The organism is Micromonospora avicenniae, assembly GCF_900156065.1.
Classification (GTDB): domain Bacteria; phylum Actinomycetota; class Actinomycetes; order Mycobacteriales; family Micromonosporaceae; genus Micromonospora; species Micromonospora avicenniae.
Map to the genome: position 1 here is coordinate 13,819 of NZ_FTNF01000007.1, position 16,320 is coordinate 30,138.

The 16,320-nt window shown below is 74.3% G+C and carries 18 protein-coding genes; 6 read left to right on the forward strand and 12 right to left on the reverse strand.

Annotated elements, in window-relative coordinates:
• Positions 1-131: 131 nt before the first annotated feature.
• From sepX to BXA10_RS13070, 5 genes are all read right to left on the reverse strand, one after another.
• Complete coding sequence (gene sepX / locus BXA10_RS13050) at positions 132-923, reverse strand: divisome protein SepX/GlpR (protein ID WP_175649198.1); 792 nt, start codon at positions 921-923, stop codon at positions 132-134.
• 205 nt (positions 924-1,128) lie between these two features.
• A complete protein-coding gene (locus tag BXA10_RS13055; RefSeq protein WP_076470603.1) occupies positions 1,129-1,779 on the reverse strand; it encodes a GNAT family N-acetyltransferase in 651 nt (216 codons plus the stop codon).
• A 123-nt stretch (positions 1,780-1,902) separates the two neighbouring features.
• Positions 1,903-3,186, reverse strand: a complete 1,284-nt coding sequence (locus tag BXA10_RS13060; RefSeq protein ID WP_076470604.1) for a molybdopterin molybdotransferase MoeA — start codon at positions 3,184-3,186, stop codon at positions 1,903-1,905.
• Positions 3,183-4,139: a UTP--glucose-1-phosphate uridylyltransferase gene (locus BXA10_RS13065; RefSeq protein WP_076470605.1), complete on the reverse strand. Its 957-nt coding sequence runs from the start codon at positions 4,137-4,139 to the stop codon at positions 3,183-3,185. Before BXA10_RS13065 ends, BXA10_RS13060 begins: the two co-directional genes overlap by 4 nt.
• 9 nt (positions 4,140-4,148) lie before the next feature.
• Positions 4,149-6,569, reverse strand: coding sequence for a diguanylate cyclase (locus BXA10_RS13070; protein WP_076470606.1), 2,421 nt, complete (start codon positions 6,567-6,569; stop codon positions 4,149-4,151).
• 85 nt (positions 6,570-6,654) lie between these two features.
• Between BXA10_RS13070 and BXA10_RS13075 the strand changes: the two genes are divergently transcribed.
• The 3 genes from BXA10_RS13075 to BXA10_RS13085 all read left to right on the forward strand — a co-directional run bounded on the left by BXA10_RS13075 (position 6,655) and on the right by BXA10_RS13085 (position 8,624).
• Entirely contained in the window at positions 6,655-7,344 is a 690-nt protein-coding gene (locus tag BXA10_RS13075; protein ID WP_076470607.1) for a 5-formyltetrahydrofolate cyclo-ligase, read from the forward strand.
• 7 nt (positions 7,345-7,351) lie between these two features.
• On the forward strand, positions 7,352-7,786 hold the full coding sequence (locus BXA10_RS13080) for an FmdB family zinc ribbon protein (protein ID WP_245828228.1): 435 nt from the start codon (positions 7,352-7,354) through the stop codon (positions 7,784-7,786).
• Between the two features lie 262 nt (positions 7,787-8,048).
• Positions 8,049-8,624: a flagellar biosynthesis protein FlgA gene (locus BXA10_RS13085; RefSeq protein ID WP_076470608.1), complete on the forward strand. Its 576-nt coding sequence runs from the start codon at positions 8,049-8,051 to the stop codon at positions 8,622-8,624.
• Positions 8,625-8,748: 124 nt separating this feature from the next.
• On the opposite strand, the gene BXA10_RS31470 is transcribed toward BXA10_RS13085, so the two are convergent.
• Complete coding sequence (locus tag BXA10_RS31470; protein ID WP_175649199.1) at positions 8,749-8,922, reverse strand: hypothetical protein; 174 nt, start codon at positions 8,920-8,922, stop codon at positions 8,749-8,751.
• 154 nt (positions 8,923-9,076) lie between these two features.
• Here BXA10_RS31470 and BXA10_RS13090 point away from each other — a divergent pair, with 154 nt between their 5' ends.
• A complete protein-coding gene (locus BXA10_RS13090; RefSeq protein ID WP_076470609.1) occupies positions 9,077-9,466 on the forward strand; it encodes a hypothetical protein in 390 nt (129 codons plus the stop codon).
• A 61-nt stretch (positions 9,467-9,527) separates the two neighbouring features.
• On the opposite strand, the gene BXA10_RS13095 is transcribed toward BXA10_RS13090, so the two are convergent.
• Positions 9,528-10,010, reverse strand: a complete 483-nt coding sequence (locus BXA10_RS13095) for a DUF2231 domain-containing protein (RefSeq protein ID WP_076470610.1) — start codon at positions 10,008-10,010, stop codon at positions 9,528-9,530.
• Between the two features lie 188 nt (positions 10,011-10,198).
• On the opposite strand from BXA10_RS13095, the gene BXA10_RS13100 reads away from it, so the two are divergent.
• Both BXA10_RS13100 and BXA10_RS13105 read left to right on the forward strand, forming a co-directional pair.
• Positions 10,199-10,627 (forward strand): Fur family transcriptional regulator, encoded by a 429-nt coding sequence (locus BXA10_RS13100; RefSeq protein WP_076470611.1) that lies wholly within the window; start codon positions 10,199-10,201, stop codon positions 10,625-10,627.
• A 33-nt stretch (positions 10,628-10,660) separates the two neighbouring features.
• Positions 10,661-11,524 carry an oxygenase MpaB family protein gene (locus BXA10_RS13105; RefSeq protein ID WP_076470612.1) on the forward strand — a complete coding sequence of 288 codons (864 nt, stop codon included), beginning with the start codon at positions 10,661-10,663 and terminating at the stop codon, positions 11,522-11,524.
• A 68-nt stretch (positions 11,525-11,592) separates the two neighbouring features.
• Here the strand turns inward: BXA10_RS13105 and BXA10_RS13110 are convergent, their stop codons facing one another.
• From BXA10_RS13110 to BXA10_RS13130, 5 genes are all read right to left on the reverse strand, one after another.
• Positions 11,593-12,435: a RecB family exonuclease gene (locus BXA10_RS13110; protein WP_425436067.1), complete on the reverse strand. Its 843-nt coding sequence runs from the start codon at positions 12,433-12,435 to the stop codon at positions 11,593-11,595.
• 139 nt (positions 12,436-12,574) lie between these two features.
• Positions 12,575-13,189: a MarC family protein gene (locus BXA10_RS13115; protein WP_076470614.1), complete on the reverse strand. Its 615-nt coding sequence runs from the start codon at positions 13,187-13,189 to the stop codon at positions 12,575-12,577.
• Between the two features lie 40 nt (positions 13,190-13,229).
• Positions 13,230-14,102, reverse strand: a complete 873-nt coding sequence (locus tag BXA10_RS13120; protein ID WP_076470615.1) for a PHP domain-containing protein — start codon at positions 14,100-14,102, stop codon at positions 13,230-13,232.
• A 72-nt stretch (positions 14,103-14,174) separates the two neighbouring features.
• Positions 14,175-15,428 carry a hypothetical protein gene (locus BXA10_RS13125; RefSeq protein WP_245828229.1) on the reverse strand — a complete coding sequence of 418 codons (1,254 nt, stop codon included), beginning with the start codon at positions 15,426-15,428 and terminating at the stop codon, positions 14,175-14,177.
• Between the two features lie 50 nt (positions 15,429-15,478).
• Entirely contained in the window at positions 15,479-16,315 is an 837-nt protein-coding gene (locus tag BXA10_RS13130; RefSeq protein ID WP_245828230.1) for a SigE family RNA polymerase sigma factor, read from the reverse strand.
• Positions 16,316-16,320: the final 5 nt, after the last annotated feature.

Here is a 16,320-nt window from a genome sequence, read left to right on the forward strand (position 1 = left end):
CGGGCCAGAAAAGGCCAGTCCGGGCGCGACCACCAGGACCGGGCCAGAACGGGCCAGGCCGGGCGCGACCACCAGGACCGGGCCCGACCACAGGCGGTCGAGTCGAAAGGTCGGGCGAAAGGTGCCGGGGGTCAGGCCGTGTGGGAGCCCCGGCCGGCTTCGTAGGCGCGGCCCCGGAGGCCGCCGGCGCGCCGGTACGAGACCGAGCCCCCGCTTGCGGCGGGCGGGAGGTCGGCCGGCCGGTCCAGGCCCATTGCCGCTCGGCGTACCACCTCGCGCTGGGCCGCGAGCCGCCGCTGCGCCTCGCGGCGGGCCGCCGCGCGGCGGGCCTGCTCGCGCCGTACCTCAGCCTGCCGGGCGGCCAGCCACGCCGCTTCCCGGGCCCGTGCCCGCCGCCGGCGCTGGTCGGCGATGGCCCGCTGCCGCAGGTGCGCTACGTACGCCACGAGGAGCGCGCCGGTGACCGAGAAGCTGATCCAGAATCCGGGGCCGACCACGAGTACGCCGATCAGCTCGACGCCGTTGAGCAGCAGCAGCGCGGCGAGCACTCGGCGTCGCCGGTAGACGGCCGGGGTGTGGCGGCGGGGCGGCGGCCGGCGGCGGGCTCGGTTCGGGGCGGGTGGCACGGCGCGCAGCCGGCCCGATCGGCGGGCGGTGGCGGGTGGTGCCGAGACAGGCCTACCAAGACTGCCCGTAGTGGCATCTTCACTGAGGGTGACGACGAGGTGTCGCGGCGGACGCACCGGCCGCCGTCCCGGCACAGTACGGCGGCGGCGCTGGCGCTGGAGCACCCGCGCCGTCGACTGCGCCCGCTCCGCCACCAGCCGCTCGGTGGCGTCGTACCGGCGGACCAGCGCCGGAGCGAGAGCGAGCAGGCCGGCGGCGGCGAGGACGGCGAGGAGCACCGAGGTCGGCACCCTCACCCCTCCCGTCACCGAATTCGGAGCAATCGCGGCTCGGCCGCAGGATCTTCAACCGATCGGTGCCGGCGAAGTCGATCGTACGACGAACAGCGTTTGCCACATCTTGCAGTTACTTGAGGTTACGGGCGACGGAGCGTGATGCCGACGCGCCGCGCCGATCCCATCGGTGGGACAGCGGCGCTTGGGCCTGCCACCGGCTGGACGGTCACCTGGTGGCGGCGCGAACCCGATGCCAGCGGGCCAGCAAACCGCCCTCGGCGGCGACCTCCTCGCTGGTCATCGCATATCCGATGTGGTCACGCCAGGCGCCATCGATGTGCATGTAGCGCACGTGGTACGCCTCCTCGCGGAAGCCGAGCTTCTCCACGACCCGGCGGGACGGCCGGTTCTCGGGCCGGATGTTGACCTCGATCCGGTGCAGGCCACCCGGGCCGAAGGCGTGGTCGACGGCGAGCGCCAACGCGGTGGGGATCACTCCGCGCCCGGCGACCCGGTGATCAACCCAGTAGCCCGCGTATCCGGAGCAGAGGGCGCGCCGCACGATGCTGCCCAGATTCAGGTGCCCGACGAGCCGCTCCCGCCCGTCCTCTCGCAGGCAGACGGCGAAGGGCATCCCATCGCCGGTGCGCGCCGAGTGTTGCTGGTCCCGGTGGACCCAGCGGAAGGTGGCCGGCGAGTTCAGCTCGTCCCAGTCACCGGGCAGCGACGACTCCCAGGGCGCCAACCAGCTCTTGTTGGCACGCCGGACCTCGGACCAGGCGACGGCGTCCGAGCGCCGGTAGGGACGCAGCACGACGGGACCGTCCACAAGGACCGCCGGCCAGCCGGGCGCCCGCCCGGCTCCGAAGAGGCTCACGGGCGGACCCTACGCCCGCCACCGCACCGCCCGCGAGGGCACTGGGAACAATGACCCGGTACCGCGTGGCTCCCGGCCGCACCGGACCCGGGCCGCTGACGCGGGTGGGGCCCGCGGCCGTGGTCACCGGCGGCGGTCCAGCAGGAGTACGTCCACCGTGGAGCCGGCGGCGGCCGTGGTGACCCGTTCGCCGAGCACCAGCAGGCCGTTGGCCTCGGCGAGCCCGGAAAGAGTGAACGGTCCGCCGCTGAGCGGCTGGACCGTGTAGCCGCCGCCGCGCCGCTCGGCGACGTGCGCGGGGCGGAACTCGCGCAACCCGCCCGGCGAGGAGACGGTCTCCAACAGGTGCGCCCGGACGCTGGGCCGGAACACCGGCTCCGCCCCGGCGAGGAGCTGGATCACCGGACGGGCGAGCACCTCGAATCCGATCAGCGCCGCGCCCGGGTCGCCGGGCAGGCAGACCACCGGCACCTCCTCGGCGCCGACCGTGCCGAAGCCGAGCGCCGTGCCGGGGTAGAGCGCCACCTCGGTGAAGGTGACCGGGCCTGCTCGGCCGCCCTCGCGGCGGGAGAGGATCCGGCGGACCATGTCGCCCGGCCCGGTGCCGGTGCCACCGGTGGTGATGATCAGGTCAGCACGCAGGGTCTGGTCCTCCAGCAGTCCGCGCAGCCCCTCCGGGTCGTCGTCGCAGATGCCGACCCGGTATGCCAGGGCGCCCGCCTCGGCCGCCGCCGCGGTGAGCGCGTGCGAGTTCGCGTCCACCACCTGGCCGGGCTGGCTGCCCCGGCCCACGTCGACCAACTCGTCCCCGGTGGCCACGACCACCACCCGCGGGCTGGGCCGGACCACCACGTGCCCGATGCCGGTGGCGGCGAAGACCGCGACCAGCGCCGGCGTCACGTACGTGCCGGCCCGGGCGAGCAGTGCCCCGGCGGGCAGCTCGTCGCCGGCTCGGCGCACTCCGTACCCCCGCTTGGGGGTGCGGTAGATCTCCACCGCGGCCATGCCCTGGTCGGTCCACTCGACCGGCACCACCACGTCGGCGGCGACCGGCAGCGGCGCCCCGGCGGCGACCGAGAAGCAGGAGCCGGGCGTGAGCCGGACCGGCCGCCAGCTCGCCGCGCCGAGGTCACCGACCACGTTCAGCCGGACCGCCCGCCCGCCGGCGGCCCGTCCCGCGCCGGAGATGTCCTCCCAGCGCGCGGCGTAACCGTCGACGGCGGACTGGTCGAAGGCCGGGAACGCGTGCGGCGCGACGACGTCCTCAGCGAGGACGTTGCCGTACGCCTGGGTGAGGTCGAGGTCGAGCGGAGGCAGCGCGCGTAACCTGCGCAGCACACTGCCCAGGTAGTCGGCGAGCGGCGTCAACTCGTTCGCGGCCGCCTCGGCGTCGGCCGTAGCGGTCATGTATCGGAACCGCCCGACACGTTGGAGTTCACGAAGTCGGTGAGCCACTTGCGGAACTCGGCGCCGAAGTCGTCCCGCTCGACGGCGATCTGCACCACTGTCTGCAGGTAACCGAGTGGCATGCCGGTGTCGTAGCGGGTGCCCCGGTAGACGATGGCGTGCACCGGTGTCCCTTCCGTACGCAGCAGCTCCATCGCGTCGGTCAACTGGATCTCACCGCCGCTGCCCGGCTTCGTACGCCGGATCGCGTCGAAAATCTTCCCCGGCAGCACGTACCGGCCGAGTACGGCCAGGTTGCTCGGGGCCTCCTCCGGATCCGGCTTCTCGACCATGCCGGTGACCTTCACGACCTCGCCGATGCCGGTCAGCTCGGCCTCGGCCGGCGCGACGGACGCAATCCCGTACCGCTTCGTCTCGGCCGGGTCGACCTCGAAGAACGCCAGCACCACCCCGCCGGTGCGGGCCTGCAGCTCCAGCATGGCCGGCAGCAGCGGCTCGTCCATCTTGACGAACTCGTCGCCGAGCAGCACCGCGAACGGCTGGTCGCCCACGTGCGACTCGGCGTACCCGACGGCGTGGCCGAGGCCGAGCTGTTCGGGCTGCCGGACGGTGTAGATCTCGGCCAGCTCACTGGGTCGCTGCACGGCGGCCAGGATCTCGGGCTTCTTCTCCAGCCGGGCCTCCAGGTCGGGGCGGCGGTCGAAGTGGTCCACCATCGAGGTCTTACCCCGCCCGGTGATCAACAGCACGTCGTTGATGCCGGCCTGGGTGGCCTCCTCGACGATGTACTGCAGCACCGGCCGGTCGACCACCGGAAGCAGTTCCTTGGGCACCGCCTTCGTGGCCGGCAGGAAGCGCGTGGCGAGACCGGCGGCCGGGATGACAGCCTTGACCGCGCGGGCACGGCCGGTCGCGGCGGCCGTCGTTGAGGAGTTCGCTGAGTGCACCGACATGCCGCGAGACTATCGGCCACGGCTCTGCCGCGGCGGGTGTGGCCCGGAAGACGCGCCGCCTCCGGCGGCGGAGCGGGTGGGACCGGGGCCGGCCCGGGCGGCATCGGGAGCGGTGGCGGGCTCAGGTGCGCCTCCGTCTCCCATGGGCACCTCGTCCGTGCAGGTCGGCGCGGCCGCCTCCGCGCGGATCGACCCGGCCGGCTCGGCACGGACGGGCGCGGTGGCGCGGCCCGCGCGGGGCAGCCCGTCGGGCGGGGTGACCGCCGCCGGCACCGGCAGCTCACGAGCCGCCGTCTCCCGCCGGGTGCTCACCCGGTAGGTGTCCCGGCCGGCGGCCTTCGCGGCGTAGAGGGCGTCGTCCGCGGCCTCCAGCACCTGCTGCCCGCTGCTCGCGTGGTCGGGGTAGACGGCGATACCGATGGAGACGGTCACCCGGACCGGTACGGGTGCTCCCGTGTGCGGCTCGACCGGCATCGACGTGTCCCGGATCGCCGCGCCCAGCCGCTCCGCGACGATCGCCGCACCGCGGGCGTCGGTCTCCGGCAGCAGCAGTACGAACTCCTCGCCACCCTGCCGGAACGCCAGGTCGACCTCGCGGATCTCGCCACGCAACCGGCGGGCGAACTCGGCCAGCACGGTGTCTCCGGCCGCGTGCCCGTAGGTGTCGTTGACGTCCTTGAACCGGTCGAGGTCCAGCGCGAGGACGCTCAGCATCCGGCCGAACCGGCTGGCCCGCTCGACCTCGCGCCGGATCGACTCGCGCAGGTAACGGTAGTTCCACAGCCCGGTCAGCGGATCGGTGAGCGAGAGGCGCTGCGCCTCCTCGTGCCCGCGTACGTTCTCCACCGCCACGGCCGCGTGGCTCGCGAAGGTGCGCAAGGTGACCAGGTCGTCGTCGTCGAACTCGTCCGCGCCGAGGCGGTCGTAGAGCGCGAGCACGCCGAGCGCCGCGGCCGGGTCCGTACCGCCCGTGGTCCGGCCGCCGGGCAGCTCGACCGTCGGGAAGTCGCCGGCCCCGCTCCGCGCGTCGGTGGGCCCGGCGACCGCCGACCCGGCCCCGCCGCCGGGCGGCGTGGGAACACCGGAGGGCACGGCCGCGCCAGCGGCAGCCCCCGGGCCGGCGGGAGTGGCGAAGGGGACCGCGATGTACGTCCGGCAGCGCGGCTCCCCCGCCGGTGCGTCGGCCGGGTCCATCCGGCCCCGCTGCGGTACCCCGGTCGCGGCGACGGCGCCGACCATCCCGCTGCCGACGGGCACCCGCAGTGTCGTCGGAGTCTCCTCCTCCGGCCAGCGCCCGTCCAGCCCGTCGGTGCACTGGGCGACGAGCATCCCGCCCGGCTCGACCAGGAGCACCACGCCGGCCCGAGCTCCGGTCGCCGCGATCGCGCTGTTGAGGATCACCCGCAGGATGCGTTGCAGGTCGTGCGTACTGGCGAGGGTGTCCCCGAGGACCGCGAGGTGCCCACGCAGCTGGTCGCGGCTGCTGGTCAGCGCGGCCACGTAGGAGCCCGTCTCGCGGGTCATCCGGTTGAACGCGCCGGCCAGGCGGCCCAGCTCGTCGCGGGTGCGTACGGGGACCCGGGCGGTCAGGTCACCGTCCGCCACCCGGTCGACCGCGGCGGCCAGCTCGACCAGCGGCCGGGTGGTGACGCGGGCCAGGCGCCAGGCGGCCAGCACGGCGAGCAGCGCGGCCAGCACCACCGCCCCGACCAACGCCGTGTTCAGACCGGGCGGCTGTTCGCTGGGGACCGAGAGCACCAGCGGCAGCGGCTGACCGGACGAGGGACCGATGCGGCGGACGTACCGGCCGTCGGCCGTCTCGGTGATCTGCTCGTCGTCGAGGGTGCCGGCGGCGGCCAGCACGGCGCCGCGTACCTCACTCGTCTCGGTCGTGTGGGTGACCCGTGCCGGCCCGGCGCCGTTGTCGAGCAGGGTGACCGCCACGCCGGTCACCGCGGCGAGCCGGGCCACGAACGCCGGATCGACCGGCTGCGCGGCCGCGACCGTGCCGAGCGTCGTCCCGGCACGATCACGCAGGTCGACCCGGACGGTCAGCGCGCGGACCGGCCCGCTGGTCGCCGCGCCGGCGCACTCCTGCCACGGAGTCGCCGGCGCACCGGGCGTGGTGTAGGTGATCCGCCCGGCGACGTCGCTCAGCACCACCCCCGCGGCCAGGCCCCGGCCCACCACCTGGGCGGCGGCGCCCGCCGGGTCGCCGCGGCCCAGGGCGACCGCGTCGGCTGCGGCGCGCAACTGCTGGCAGAGAGCGTCGACGGAGGTACGCACGGCAGCGGCCGCCACGGCGAGCCGCTCGATGGAACGGCTGCGGTCCACGGTGTGCAGGGTCGAGGCTACGAAGAGGGCGCCGAGCAGGACCGGGCCGAGGACCACCGCCAGGAAGGCCGCCGTCAACCGCCCACGTAGCGTCACTCGGTTCCCCCCGAAAGTTCCGCCTTCCCTGTTGCGATGCTGACACAGAGCAACCGTGGGAGAGGCGTTGCGTCAGGAGTGTTGCGTGCCGGATTTTTCTTATGGAGCGGAAGTGACTCATGTGGCGAAACGGGACATGCGTATCGAGCTGCTCGCCCGCCGCCGGGAGCTGAGCGCCGAGGCCCGGGCGGCAGCCGCGTCCGACATCCAGGCCGCACTGGTCGCGCTGGTACGCCGGCTGCGCCCGGTCCGGGTGACGGCCTACGTGCCGGTCGGCTCGGAGCCGGGCGGCCCGGAGCTGCCGGAGGTGCTGCGGGCCGCGCTGCCGCCCGACGGGGAGCTGCTGCTGCCGGTGCTGCTACCCGACCTCGACCTGGACTGGGCCGCCTACACCGGACCCGACTGCCTGGCCGCGGCCGGTCGGGGGATGCGCGAGCCCACCGGGCCACGGCTCGGCGCGGACGCGATCACCGACGCCGGACTGGTGGTGCTACCGGCGCTGGCGGTGGACCTGAGCGGGCTGCGGCTGGGCCGCGGCGGCGGATCGTACGACCGGGCGCTGGCCCGGCTGCCCGAGACGACCCTGACCGTGGTGCCGCTGCACGACGGTGAGCTGGTCAGCAGCCTGCCCGCCGAGCCGCACGACCGTCCGGTACGAGCCGTGGTCACCCCCGCCCAGGGTCTGCGTACGCTGGATGCCGCCCCGCCGTCCGGGCTGGGCACGCCGCCGGGTGTCGCGCCCCACACGTCCGCTGGACGAACCGGGGGCGAATGACGCAACATTGGCACTCGAAGACGTCGAGTGCCAACCGGCCGAACCCGATCCGGAGGAGAAAGTGCCCACGTACCAGTACGCCTGCACCGCGTGCGGCCACCAGCTCGAGGCGGTGCAGTCCTTCTCTGACGCCCCGCTGACCGAGTGCCCGGAGTGCGCGGGACGGCTGCGCAAGGTCTTCAACTCGGTGGGCATCGTGTTCAAGGGCTCGGGCTTCTACCGCACCGACTCGCGCTCGTCCGGCTCCGACACCGTGTCGGCCTCGTCGGACAGCGGCAAGTCGACGAAGTCCGACTCGTCCTCCAGCACGTCGAGTTCCACCACGTCGTCCGGCTCGAGCGGCTCGTCCGCCAACGGCTCGTCCGCCAGTGGTTCGTCCTCGAACGGCTCGTCCTCGGCGAGCAAGGCGCCAGCCGCCAGCGGCAGCAGCGCCTCGTCCTGACCAGGTCGGCGTCCACCGACCTCAACGCGCCGGCACACCCCTGATCGGGGGCGTGCCGGCGCGCTCGTACCCGCCCCCGGCCGGGCTGATCCGGGCCGCGGACCGAGCGGCCGTTAACAGAAGCACGCCTCCCACGGGAGTTATCCACAGGCCACTCCGTTGTCCACAGGTTGTGGTCGACGGCAGGCACCGCAGGGAGTCCGCTCCTAACCTCGCCGCCGAGGGGCACCACGCCGGTGCCCCGACGAGGGGCGGAGGCGGGATGGCTGACACGGGCACGGCGGCCGCACTACGCCCGGTACGCCGACCGCGCCTGCCGCGCCGCGGCACACTGCTCCGCGCCGCGCTGGTCGCCGGGTTGCTCGGCCTGGCGGCAGTCGTACTGCACACACCGTCCGGCTGCCCGCCGACCTCCGTCCCGGCCGGGCCGGCCGCTCGGCCCGGACCGGCGACCGGCGGTGTCCCGGCCACGACGGCCGCCCCCGGGCCGGCCACGACTGCCGAGCGGGGCCCCAGCACGGCGACCACCGATCCGCACCGGTCCGGGGAACGGTTGCCGCTCCCCGCCGGCAGCGTGGGCGTTCCGGTCCGGTTGGCCGAGCCGGCCGCCCTCGCGGTGGTACGCCCCGGCGCCCGCGTCGACCTCCTCGCCGCGCCGGCGGGCAGCCGATCCGGCGAGGCCAGCCTGCTCGCGAGCAGCGCGCTCGTGCTCGACGTGATGGGGGCCGGCGCGATGGACGGCTCTGCCGCGCTCTACCTCGCCCTCAGCCCTGCGCAGGCGCAGCGGAGCGTCGGGCAACCGGAGGGCAGCCGGTTCGCCATCGTGGTACGCGGATGAGCCCACCCGGAGAGCCGGTGCTGCCTGCCCGGACGCCTCTCACCGCAGGCGGCGGACCGGGCGGTTGGGCCTGGCGAGGCCAGTCGCGGAACAGTCGGTCGGCAGCCCGCGATGCGAGACGAGATCAGCCCCAGTGCGGAGGCCGCTCGGCGAGCAGCCAGTCGTCGTTGCCGGTGACGTGCTCGCCCCAGCCGCGGTCGGTGTCGTCGCTCGTCTGCTCGGGCAGCACCACGAACTCGTCGCTCAACTCGACGGTGCGATCGTCGTCGGGGCGGAAACCCGGGTCGTCGGTGCTCACGAGCCGTAAGGGTAACGCAGCCCCAGGCCCTGCGCCGCGTCCTGAAGCGCGCCCACGCCACGCCGGACAGGCACCGGGGCGAGTGGCCGATCTGTCCGGCCGCTCGGTGGCGTCCTACGGCCGAGCACGGCCTGCGTTGGTAGCGTCGGACGGCGTGACGACCCCCATCGGCGGCAGCTCCCCGGACGACTTCTGGCGGCGTCCCCCGCCCGGCGGTGAAGGGCGGCCGGACCGGGCGACGGCACCGATCACCGGCGAGCACGCGTCACCCACGGCGGGTGCGGCGCCCGGCGGAGGAGCCGGTCCCGGCGGCACGACGTTCGGCGGATACACCGGCCCGCCGCCGAGTACGCCGCCGCCCGCGGGCTGGCGTCCGCCCGTACACCTGCAACCGGCCGCGCCGCGGCCCCTGCCTCCGCAGGACATGGCCGCGCTGGACATGGCCGAACAACGTGCCCAGCGCGTCACCTACTCGATCGGCGCGGTGGCCGGCGCGGTGCTGTTGATCCTGGTCTGCCTGCTCTGCTCGCGGATCGTTTTCTGAACCGGCCGGGCGAGGCCACCCGGGCACCGGCCGCTGATCCGTCGGGCGGCCCGGCTCCGGGTCAGAGTGTGGTGCCCCAGACGGCCTCGGCGCCGGAGTGCCCGGTCAGCCAGACGTAGATCAGGGCGGCGATCGAAAGCCCGACCACCGCGACCGAGAGCACCGGGGTGATCAGCGCGGGCAGCTTCGGCACCCGCCGGTGCCCGCTGGTCGACACCAGCAGCAGGAGCGCCACGATGCCGAGCGGCACGACGATCCAGAACAGGATGTCGCCGTAGCCGGAGTGCTCGGCGATCTGGTCGAGGATCGGCCCTTGGAAGCCCCGCGCGACCAGTGCGTCGTTCAACGCCTCGCCCGACTCGACCGCGAAGAACGCGGTGACCGGGGCGAGCACGGCGAGGATCGCGACGGCCCAGTCCAGCCGGCGTCGCCAGCGGGGCAGCACGACGTACGCCACGGCGAGCAGCGCCAGCAACGGCACGAAGACGACGACCGCGTGCACAACCAGGACATGGACCGGCAGGCCCAGAATCTGCTCGAACATCGGTACCTCCGGAAGGCATCACGGTCGCAGACTGCCAAGCGTACGAGGAGCCCCGTCGCCGGCCAGACTTCTCGATCGCTTACACGCAGCCGCCGCGGATCCGGTTCATCGGAATCCCGGCCGAACTGCGTTCCGCGGCCATCGGCGCAGCTGTTGTCGACCGCGGTGGCGCGTGTTGTCATTGGCGGATGTCGCATGGTGAGGAGTTGCTCCGGTCGAAGGGTCTGCGGGTCACCCGGCCTCGTCTCGCCGTGCTCGCCGTACTCTCCGGCGGCGGTCACCTCGAGGTCGACGAGATCACCCGCCGGGTGCGGGACCGCCTCGACTCGGTCTCGACCCAGGCCGTGTACGACGTCCTGGGCGCTCTCACCCGGGCCGGCCTGTCCCGCCGCATCGAGCCGGCCGGCAGCCCCGCCCGCTACGAGGCGCGGGTCGGCGACAACCACCACCACGTGGTCTGTCGGGGCTGCGGCGTGATCGCCGACATCGACTGTGCGGTCGGCGCCGCTCCCTGCCTCGACCCGAACCCCACCCACGGCTTCGAGGTCGACGAAGCGGAAGTGACCTTCTGGGGGCTTTGCCCGGCCTGCCAGGCCCGCCGAAGCGCTGAGGAGTGACGTATCGCTGCCCCTGCGTGGCACGCTTGGTCGGTGGACTCCGACGACCTCGGCCTGTTCGGTCCCGGATCGGTCACCTGGAAGGTGCACGCGGAGCCGGTCCTGCTCGTCGCCGGTCTCCGCTCGCTCTACCTCCAGGCGCTGCACCCGAGGGCGATGGCCGGAGTGGCGCAGAACAGCGACTACCGCGCCGACGCGTGGGGCCGCCTGGTACGCACCGCCACCTACGTCGCGACCACCGTTTACGGCACGACGGCTGAGGCCGAGGCCGCGGGCAGCCGGTTGCGCCGGCTGCACGAGCGGTTGCACGCCATCGACCCGATCACCGGCGAGCGCTTCCGGATCGACGAGCCGGACCTGTTGCGATGGGTGCACGTGGCCGAGGTGGAGTCGTTCCTCGACACCGCGCGTCGGGCTGGGGTGCCGCTGACACCCGCCGAGGTCGACGGCTACTACACCGAGCAGCGCCGGGCGGCCGCGCTGGTCGGTCTGGACCCGGCCACCGTCCCCGGCACCGCCGAGGAGGTCGCCGGCTACTACCGCGCCGTCCGGCCGGAGCTTCGGATGACCCGGGAGGCCGCCGAAACCGCCCTCTTCCTCACCGCGCCGCCGGTGCCGTGGAAGCTGAGCCTGCCGATCCGGCTGGGGCTGACCCTCGGACCGCCGAGGTGGGCGTACCTCGGCGTCGCCGGCACCGCGCTCGCCCTGCTGCCGGCCTGGGCCCGCCGGATGTACGGCGGTCTGGGGCTGCCCACCACCGCCCTGTCCGCGGACGCGACCGTCCGGGGGCTCCGCCTCGCGCTCGCCGCGCTGCCGCAACGCTGGCGGGAGGGCCCGCTGCAACAGGCGGCCAGGGAACGGGCGGCTCGTTCGGTCGGCACGTCACCGGCGCCCTGACCGGTCACCCACCCCGCCGGCCGGGCACGAGGAATCGAACCGCGAGCGGAACCGTAACCACTCGCGCGTCACTCCTGTGCGGGCGCACCCTCGGCCGGGCGCTCGACCGCCGCCCAGGGGTCCTTGCCCGGCGTCTGGCTGCCGGCCGGGCAGCTGCGCCGGTAGTCGCACCAACCGCATCGGGGGCTCGGGTCCGCGGGGAAGGCCTCGTCCGGATCCGCACCGCCGGCCACCGCCTTCTCGGCGGCCATGATGTCCCGGGCGGTCTCTTCCGCCCGGCTCAGCTGCCGAGCCAGCGACTCGACTGTGTGATCGTGCCCGGCGACCGTGCCGGTCGGCAGGTGGTGCAGCTCGACCCGGCGGCACGGCCGGCGGAACGTCCGCTCGGCCGCGTACGCGTAGAGCGCCAACGCCTGCGAGCCCCGGGCGTCGTCGGCGTCGAGCCCGGTGCGGCCGGTCTTGTAGTCGACGATGACCAGCTCGGGGCCGTCGGGGCCGGGGCGGGAGTCGATCCGGTCGGCCCGGCCGTTGAAGGCCAGCACCGCCGTCTTGACCGCCACCACCCGCTCGACGCCGAGCGGATCGACATCCGGCTCCAGCGTCTCGACGTACGCCTCCAGCCAGCTCAGCGCCCGCCGGTAGGCGGCCCTTTCCTGCTCCTCGTCGCGGTAGCCCTCGCGCACCCAGGTGCCCCGCAACAGCCCGGCCAGCGCCTCCGGACGGCGCCGCTCCGGTGCCAGCGCGTACCAGTTGCGCAGCGCGGTGTGCACGCTCGCGCCGAGGGAGTTGTGGGCCCACGGAGGCCCCTTCGGCGGGGCGGGACGGTCGACGTAGGCGTAGCGGTAGCGGCGTGGGCAATCGGCATAGGCGCCCAGCTTGCTCGGCGTGCAGACGAACAGCCGCTCGGGCATTCCCTCGAAACCGAGCTGCTCGGCCTGCTCCGCTCGGGGGCGGGGCGCGCGGCCACCGGTGGAGGACGGTCGGCCTGCTGAAGAGGGTCGTCGCACACCCGAGATCCTGCCATCGGCGTACGACAGCGCGGCGGCCCGCTCAGACCGTGTGCGCGAAGTGCCGCACGAACGCGGCGACCGCGTCGGCGATGAGCTGCACCGCGATGGCGGCCAGCAGCAGGCCCGCGATCCGGGTCAGGACCTCGATCCCGCCCGGCCGGAGGATCTTGACGATCACCCCGGAGAAGCGGAGGACGATCCAGACCGCGATCATCACGGAGATGATGCCCGCCGCGATGGCGGTGTAGTCGGCCAGGCCCTCCGCCTGCTGGACGAAGAGCATGGTCGCCACGATCGCGCCGGGACCGGCGAGCAGCGGCGTACCGAGTGGCACCAGGGCGACGTTCGAGGTGGACTGACCGCTCGGCTCGTCGCCCTTGCCCGTCAGCAGCTCCAGCGCGACCAGCACCAGCAGCAGCCCGCCGGCCGCCTGGAGCGCCGGCAGGTCGACGTGCAGGTAGTCGAGGAGCGTCTGTCCGGCCACGGCGAAGACCACGATCACACCGAGTGCCAACGCGACCGCCTGCCAGGCCGCCCGGTTCCGGTCCCGGGCCGGAAGCGGACCGGTCAGCGCGACGAAGATCGGCATCATGCCCGGTGGGTCGGTGATCACCAGCAAGGTCACGAAGACCTCACCGAGAAGCTTCAGATCCACCTGATCAAGGTAGCCGCGCTGCTACGGGCCGAAACGCGGATCAGCCGGAAGCGATCCCGGTCACTCCGCTGGCCTCCGCGACAAGCCGCTCGTACACGTCCGGGGCGGTGGTGAACGCACCGAGCCGGACCGTCTTGTGCGTGCCGTGGAAGTCGGAAGATCCGGTGACCAGCAGCCCGAGCTCGGCGGCGAGGGCGCGGACGTGCGCCCGTTCCTGCGCTGAGTGGTCCTCGTGGTCGACCTCCAACCCGGCGAGGCCGGCGGCGGCCAGCTGGGCGATCAGCTCGTCCGGCACCACCCGGCCCCGGCGGCTGGCGCGTGGGTGGGCGAAGACCGGCACACCACCGGCCGCCCGGACCAGTCGGACGGCGTGGAAGACCTCGATGTCCTCCTTGGGCAGCCGGTAGCGCTCGCCCAGCCAGTCCGGCCCGAACGCCTCACTGGTGGTGCCCACCAGACCGGCCCGGATCAGGGCCTGGGCGATGTGCGGGCGGCCGACGGTGCCGCCGGCCGCGGCGGTCAGGATCTCCGCCCAGTCGACGTCGATCCCGTCGGCCCGCAGCAGGTCCACGATGCGCTCGCCGCGTGCCTCCCGCGCGGCGCGTACCCGGGCCAGCTCGGCGACCAACTCCGGATGATCCGGATCGAAGAGGTACGCGAGCAGGTGCAGCGGCACCGGCGGGTCCGCGCCGAACCAACGGCAGGAGAGTTCGGCGCCGCGTACCAGACTCAGCCCGGCCGGCAGCGCGGCCAGCGCCGGTGCCCAGCCGGCGGTGGTGTCGTGGTCGGTGATGGCCACCACGTCGAGCCCGGCGTCCGCGGCGGCCCGTACCAGCTCAGCAGGGCTCAACGTGCCGTCGCTGGCCGTCGAGTGAGCGTGCAGGTCTATCCGGCGGCCGCTGTCGGAGATCATCGCCCGACGCTACCGTCCCGCCCGGCCGGCAGGGCCGCCGGCGCGGCTCCGCGCAGACACCGGCACGGCACGTCACGTACCTCCGACGGAGCCGGTGACCACCACTGGGCGGTTCGCGGCATCCACTCCCGGCACGGCAGCGGGGACACCGGCCGAGCCGGCCTGCACCCGCTCCGCCGTGAGCCGCACCAACCTGCCCGAGTCGTCGATGTAGGCCGCCTCGTCGACCCGGTTCCAGGCCACCGCGCCGGTCAGCGGCGGCCCGGCGGGCAGGGCCGTCAGGGGCCCGTCCGACCCGGACGGACGGGCGACGCCCATCTGGGCCAAGTCGACCAGCAGGGCGTTGGCCTTCCCGTTGGCCCTCCCGTTCACCAGCAGCCACCGTCCGTCCGGGGAGACGGCGCCGAGCCCGTCCCGGCTGAACGTCGGATCGCACGCCGTGCGGAGCGGGGCCAGCGATCGGGACGGGTCGAGCAGGGCCAGGCAGGGAAGGCCGGAGACCTTGTCGAGGACCTGGCCGACGAGCCGGCCGTCGGGCAGGGCACCGTAGACGTTCAGCGTGCTCCGGTCGGATCCGGCCTTGAGCGGTGCCGTGGCCGGGCTCCAGAGCGCGTGCCCGGGGTGGGCCGGGTCGAGCCGCACCAGGACGGAGTCCCCGACGAAACCCACAGGTGCGGCGCCGGCGGGCGCGGGTGTGCGTACCGGCGCGATGAGCTCGCTGCGGACCAGGCCGGCGGTCGCGATCTCGTCGCCGTCCCGCCAGGCGACCTGCCGGCCGTTCCCGGCGACCGTGATCACTTCCGCGCCGTCCAGCAGCACCCTCGGCGTGCCGTCACGCGAGACGGCCCAGAGCGTCCGACCGGCCGGGGAGGGGGCACCGATCACCAACCATCCGGCGTTCTCCGGCAACCACTGGGCCCGCTCCGCCGGACCGACTCCGGCGAGCGCCACCCGCGCGCCGCCGGCGCTGAGGATCGCGCCACCGACGAGCACGTCGGCCTTCGCGGCGGGGTCGGCCGGTCGCCCGTCGACGGTCCCGGCGTCCGAGGGCAGTGGCTCGGGCCGGGCCTGGTTGGACGGATCACCGAGCACGACCGTGGGGGGCTGGGCCGGCCGCCGGGTCACGTCGCCGAGCTGAACGACCCCGGCGCTGACCACCACGGTCGCCACGGCGGCCATGGCCAGTCCGGTCATCGTCCGCTTCCGCTGCGTCCGCCGGGCACGGCGGATCGCCGCCCCGGCCGGATCCGCCGCGGCCGGCCGGGGTGCGGCGACCTGCTGGGCGAGGCTCTCCCGGACCGCCCGCTCCAGCTCGTCCTGCGTCACGTGGAATGGACGCGCCGGAGGGCCGCTCCGGTTGTCACGGACGACCGGGTTCACCCCTGCTCCCCGGCGACAGCCGGCGCCGGAACGCCGGAGAGAAGGGCCACGACGGGTTCCGAGTTCGCGTCGTCGCGTCGCGTGGGGCGTTGTCGCGGCTTGCCGGCCGGCTGGTCGCCGCCCTCGGACGGAGGCGCGATCTCTCCTGGCCCCGGCGACGCGGCGACGCTCGCCGACGGGGCCCCGACGGACGCAGTGCCGGCGGACGCCTCCACCGAGCCGGCCGCGGTCACGATCGGCCCGGTCTGCCGCTCAAGCCGGGTCTGCGTGATCCGCGACCGGGGCACGCGGCCCGGCCGGGCGGGCTCGGCGGCCTGCTCCGGCGGCAGCTCGAGCGCGACCTCGGCACCCATCCGTTGACGCAGCGTGGCCAGGGCGCGTGAGGTCTGGCTCTTGACCGTTCCCGTCGAGATGCCGAGCAGGGCGGCGGTCTGCGCCTCGGACATGTCCTCGTAGAACCGCAGCACCAGGACCGCGCGCTGCCGGGTGGGCAGGGCACGCAGGTGCCGCCAGAGCAGGTCCCGGTCCAACTGTCGCTCGATCTCGTCGGTACCGGCCCGCTCCGGGAGCACGTCGGTGGGGCGTTCACCGTGCCAGCGCCGCCGCCACCAACTGGTCGACGTGTTGACGAGGACGCGCCGGGCGTACGGCTCGACCGCCTCGATCCCGCCGAGCCGCCGCCACGCGAGGTAGGTCTTCGTCAGCGCGGTCTGGAGCAGGTCCTCGGCGGTGGCCCAGTCGCCGGCGAGCAGGTAGGCGGTGCGCAGCAGAGCGGCGGAGCGAGCCGCGACGAAGTCGCGGAACTCCTCCTCCGACTGATCTCTGCCGGCCACTGAAC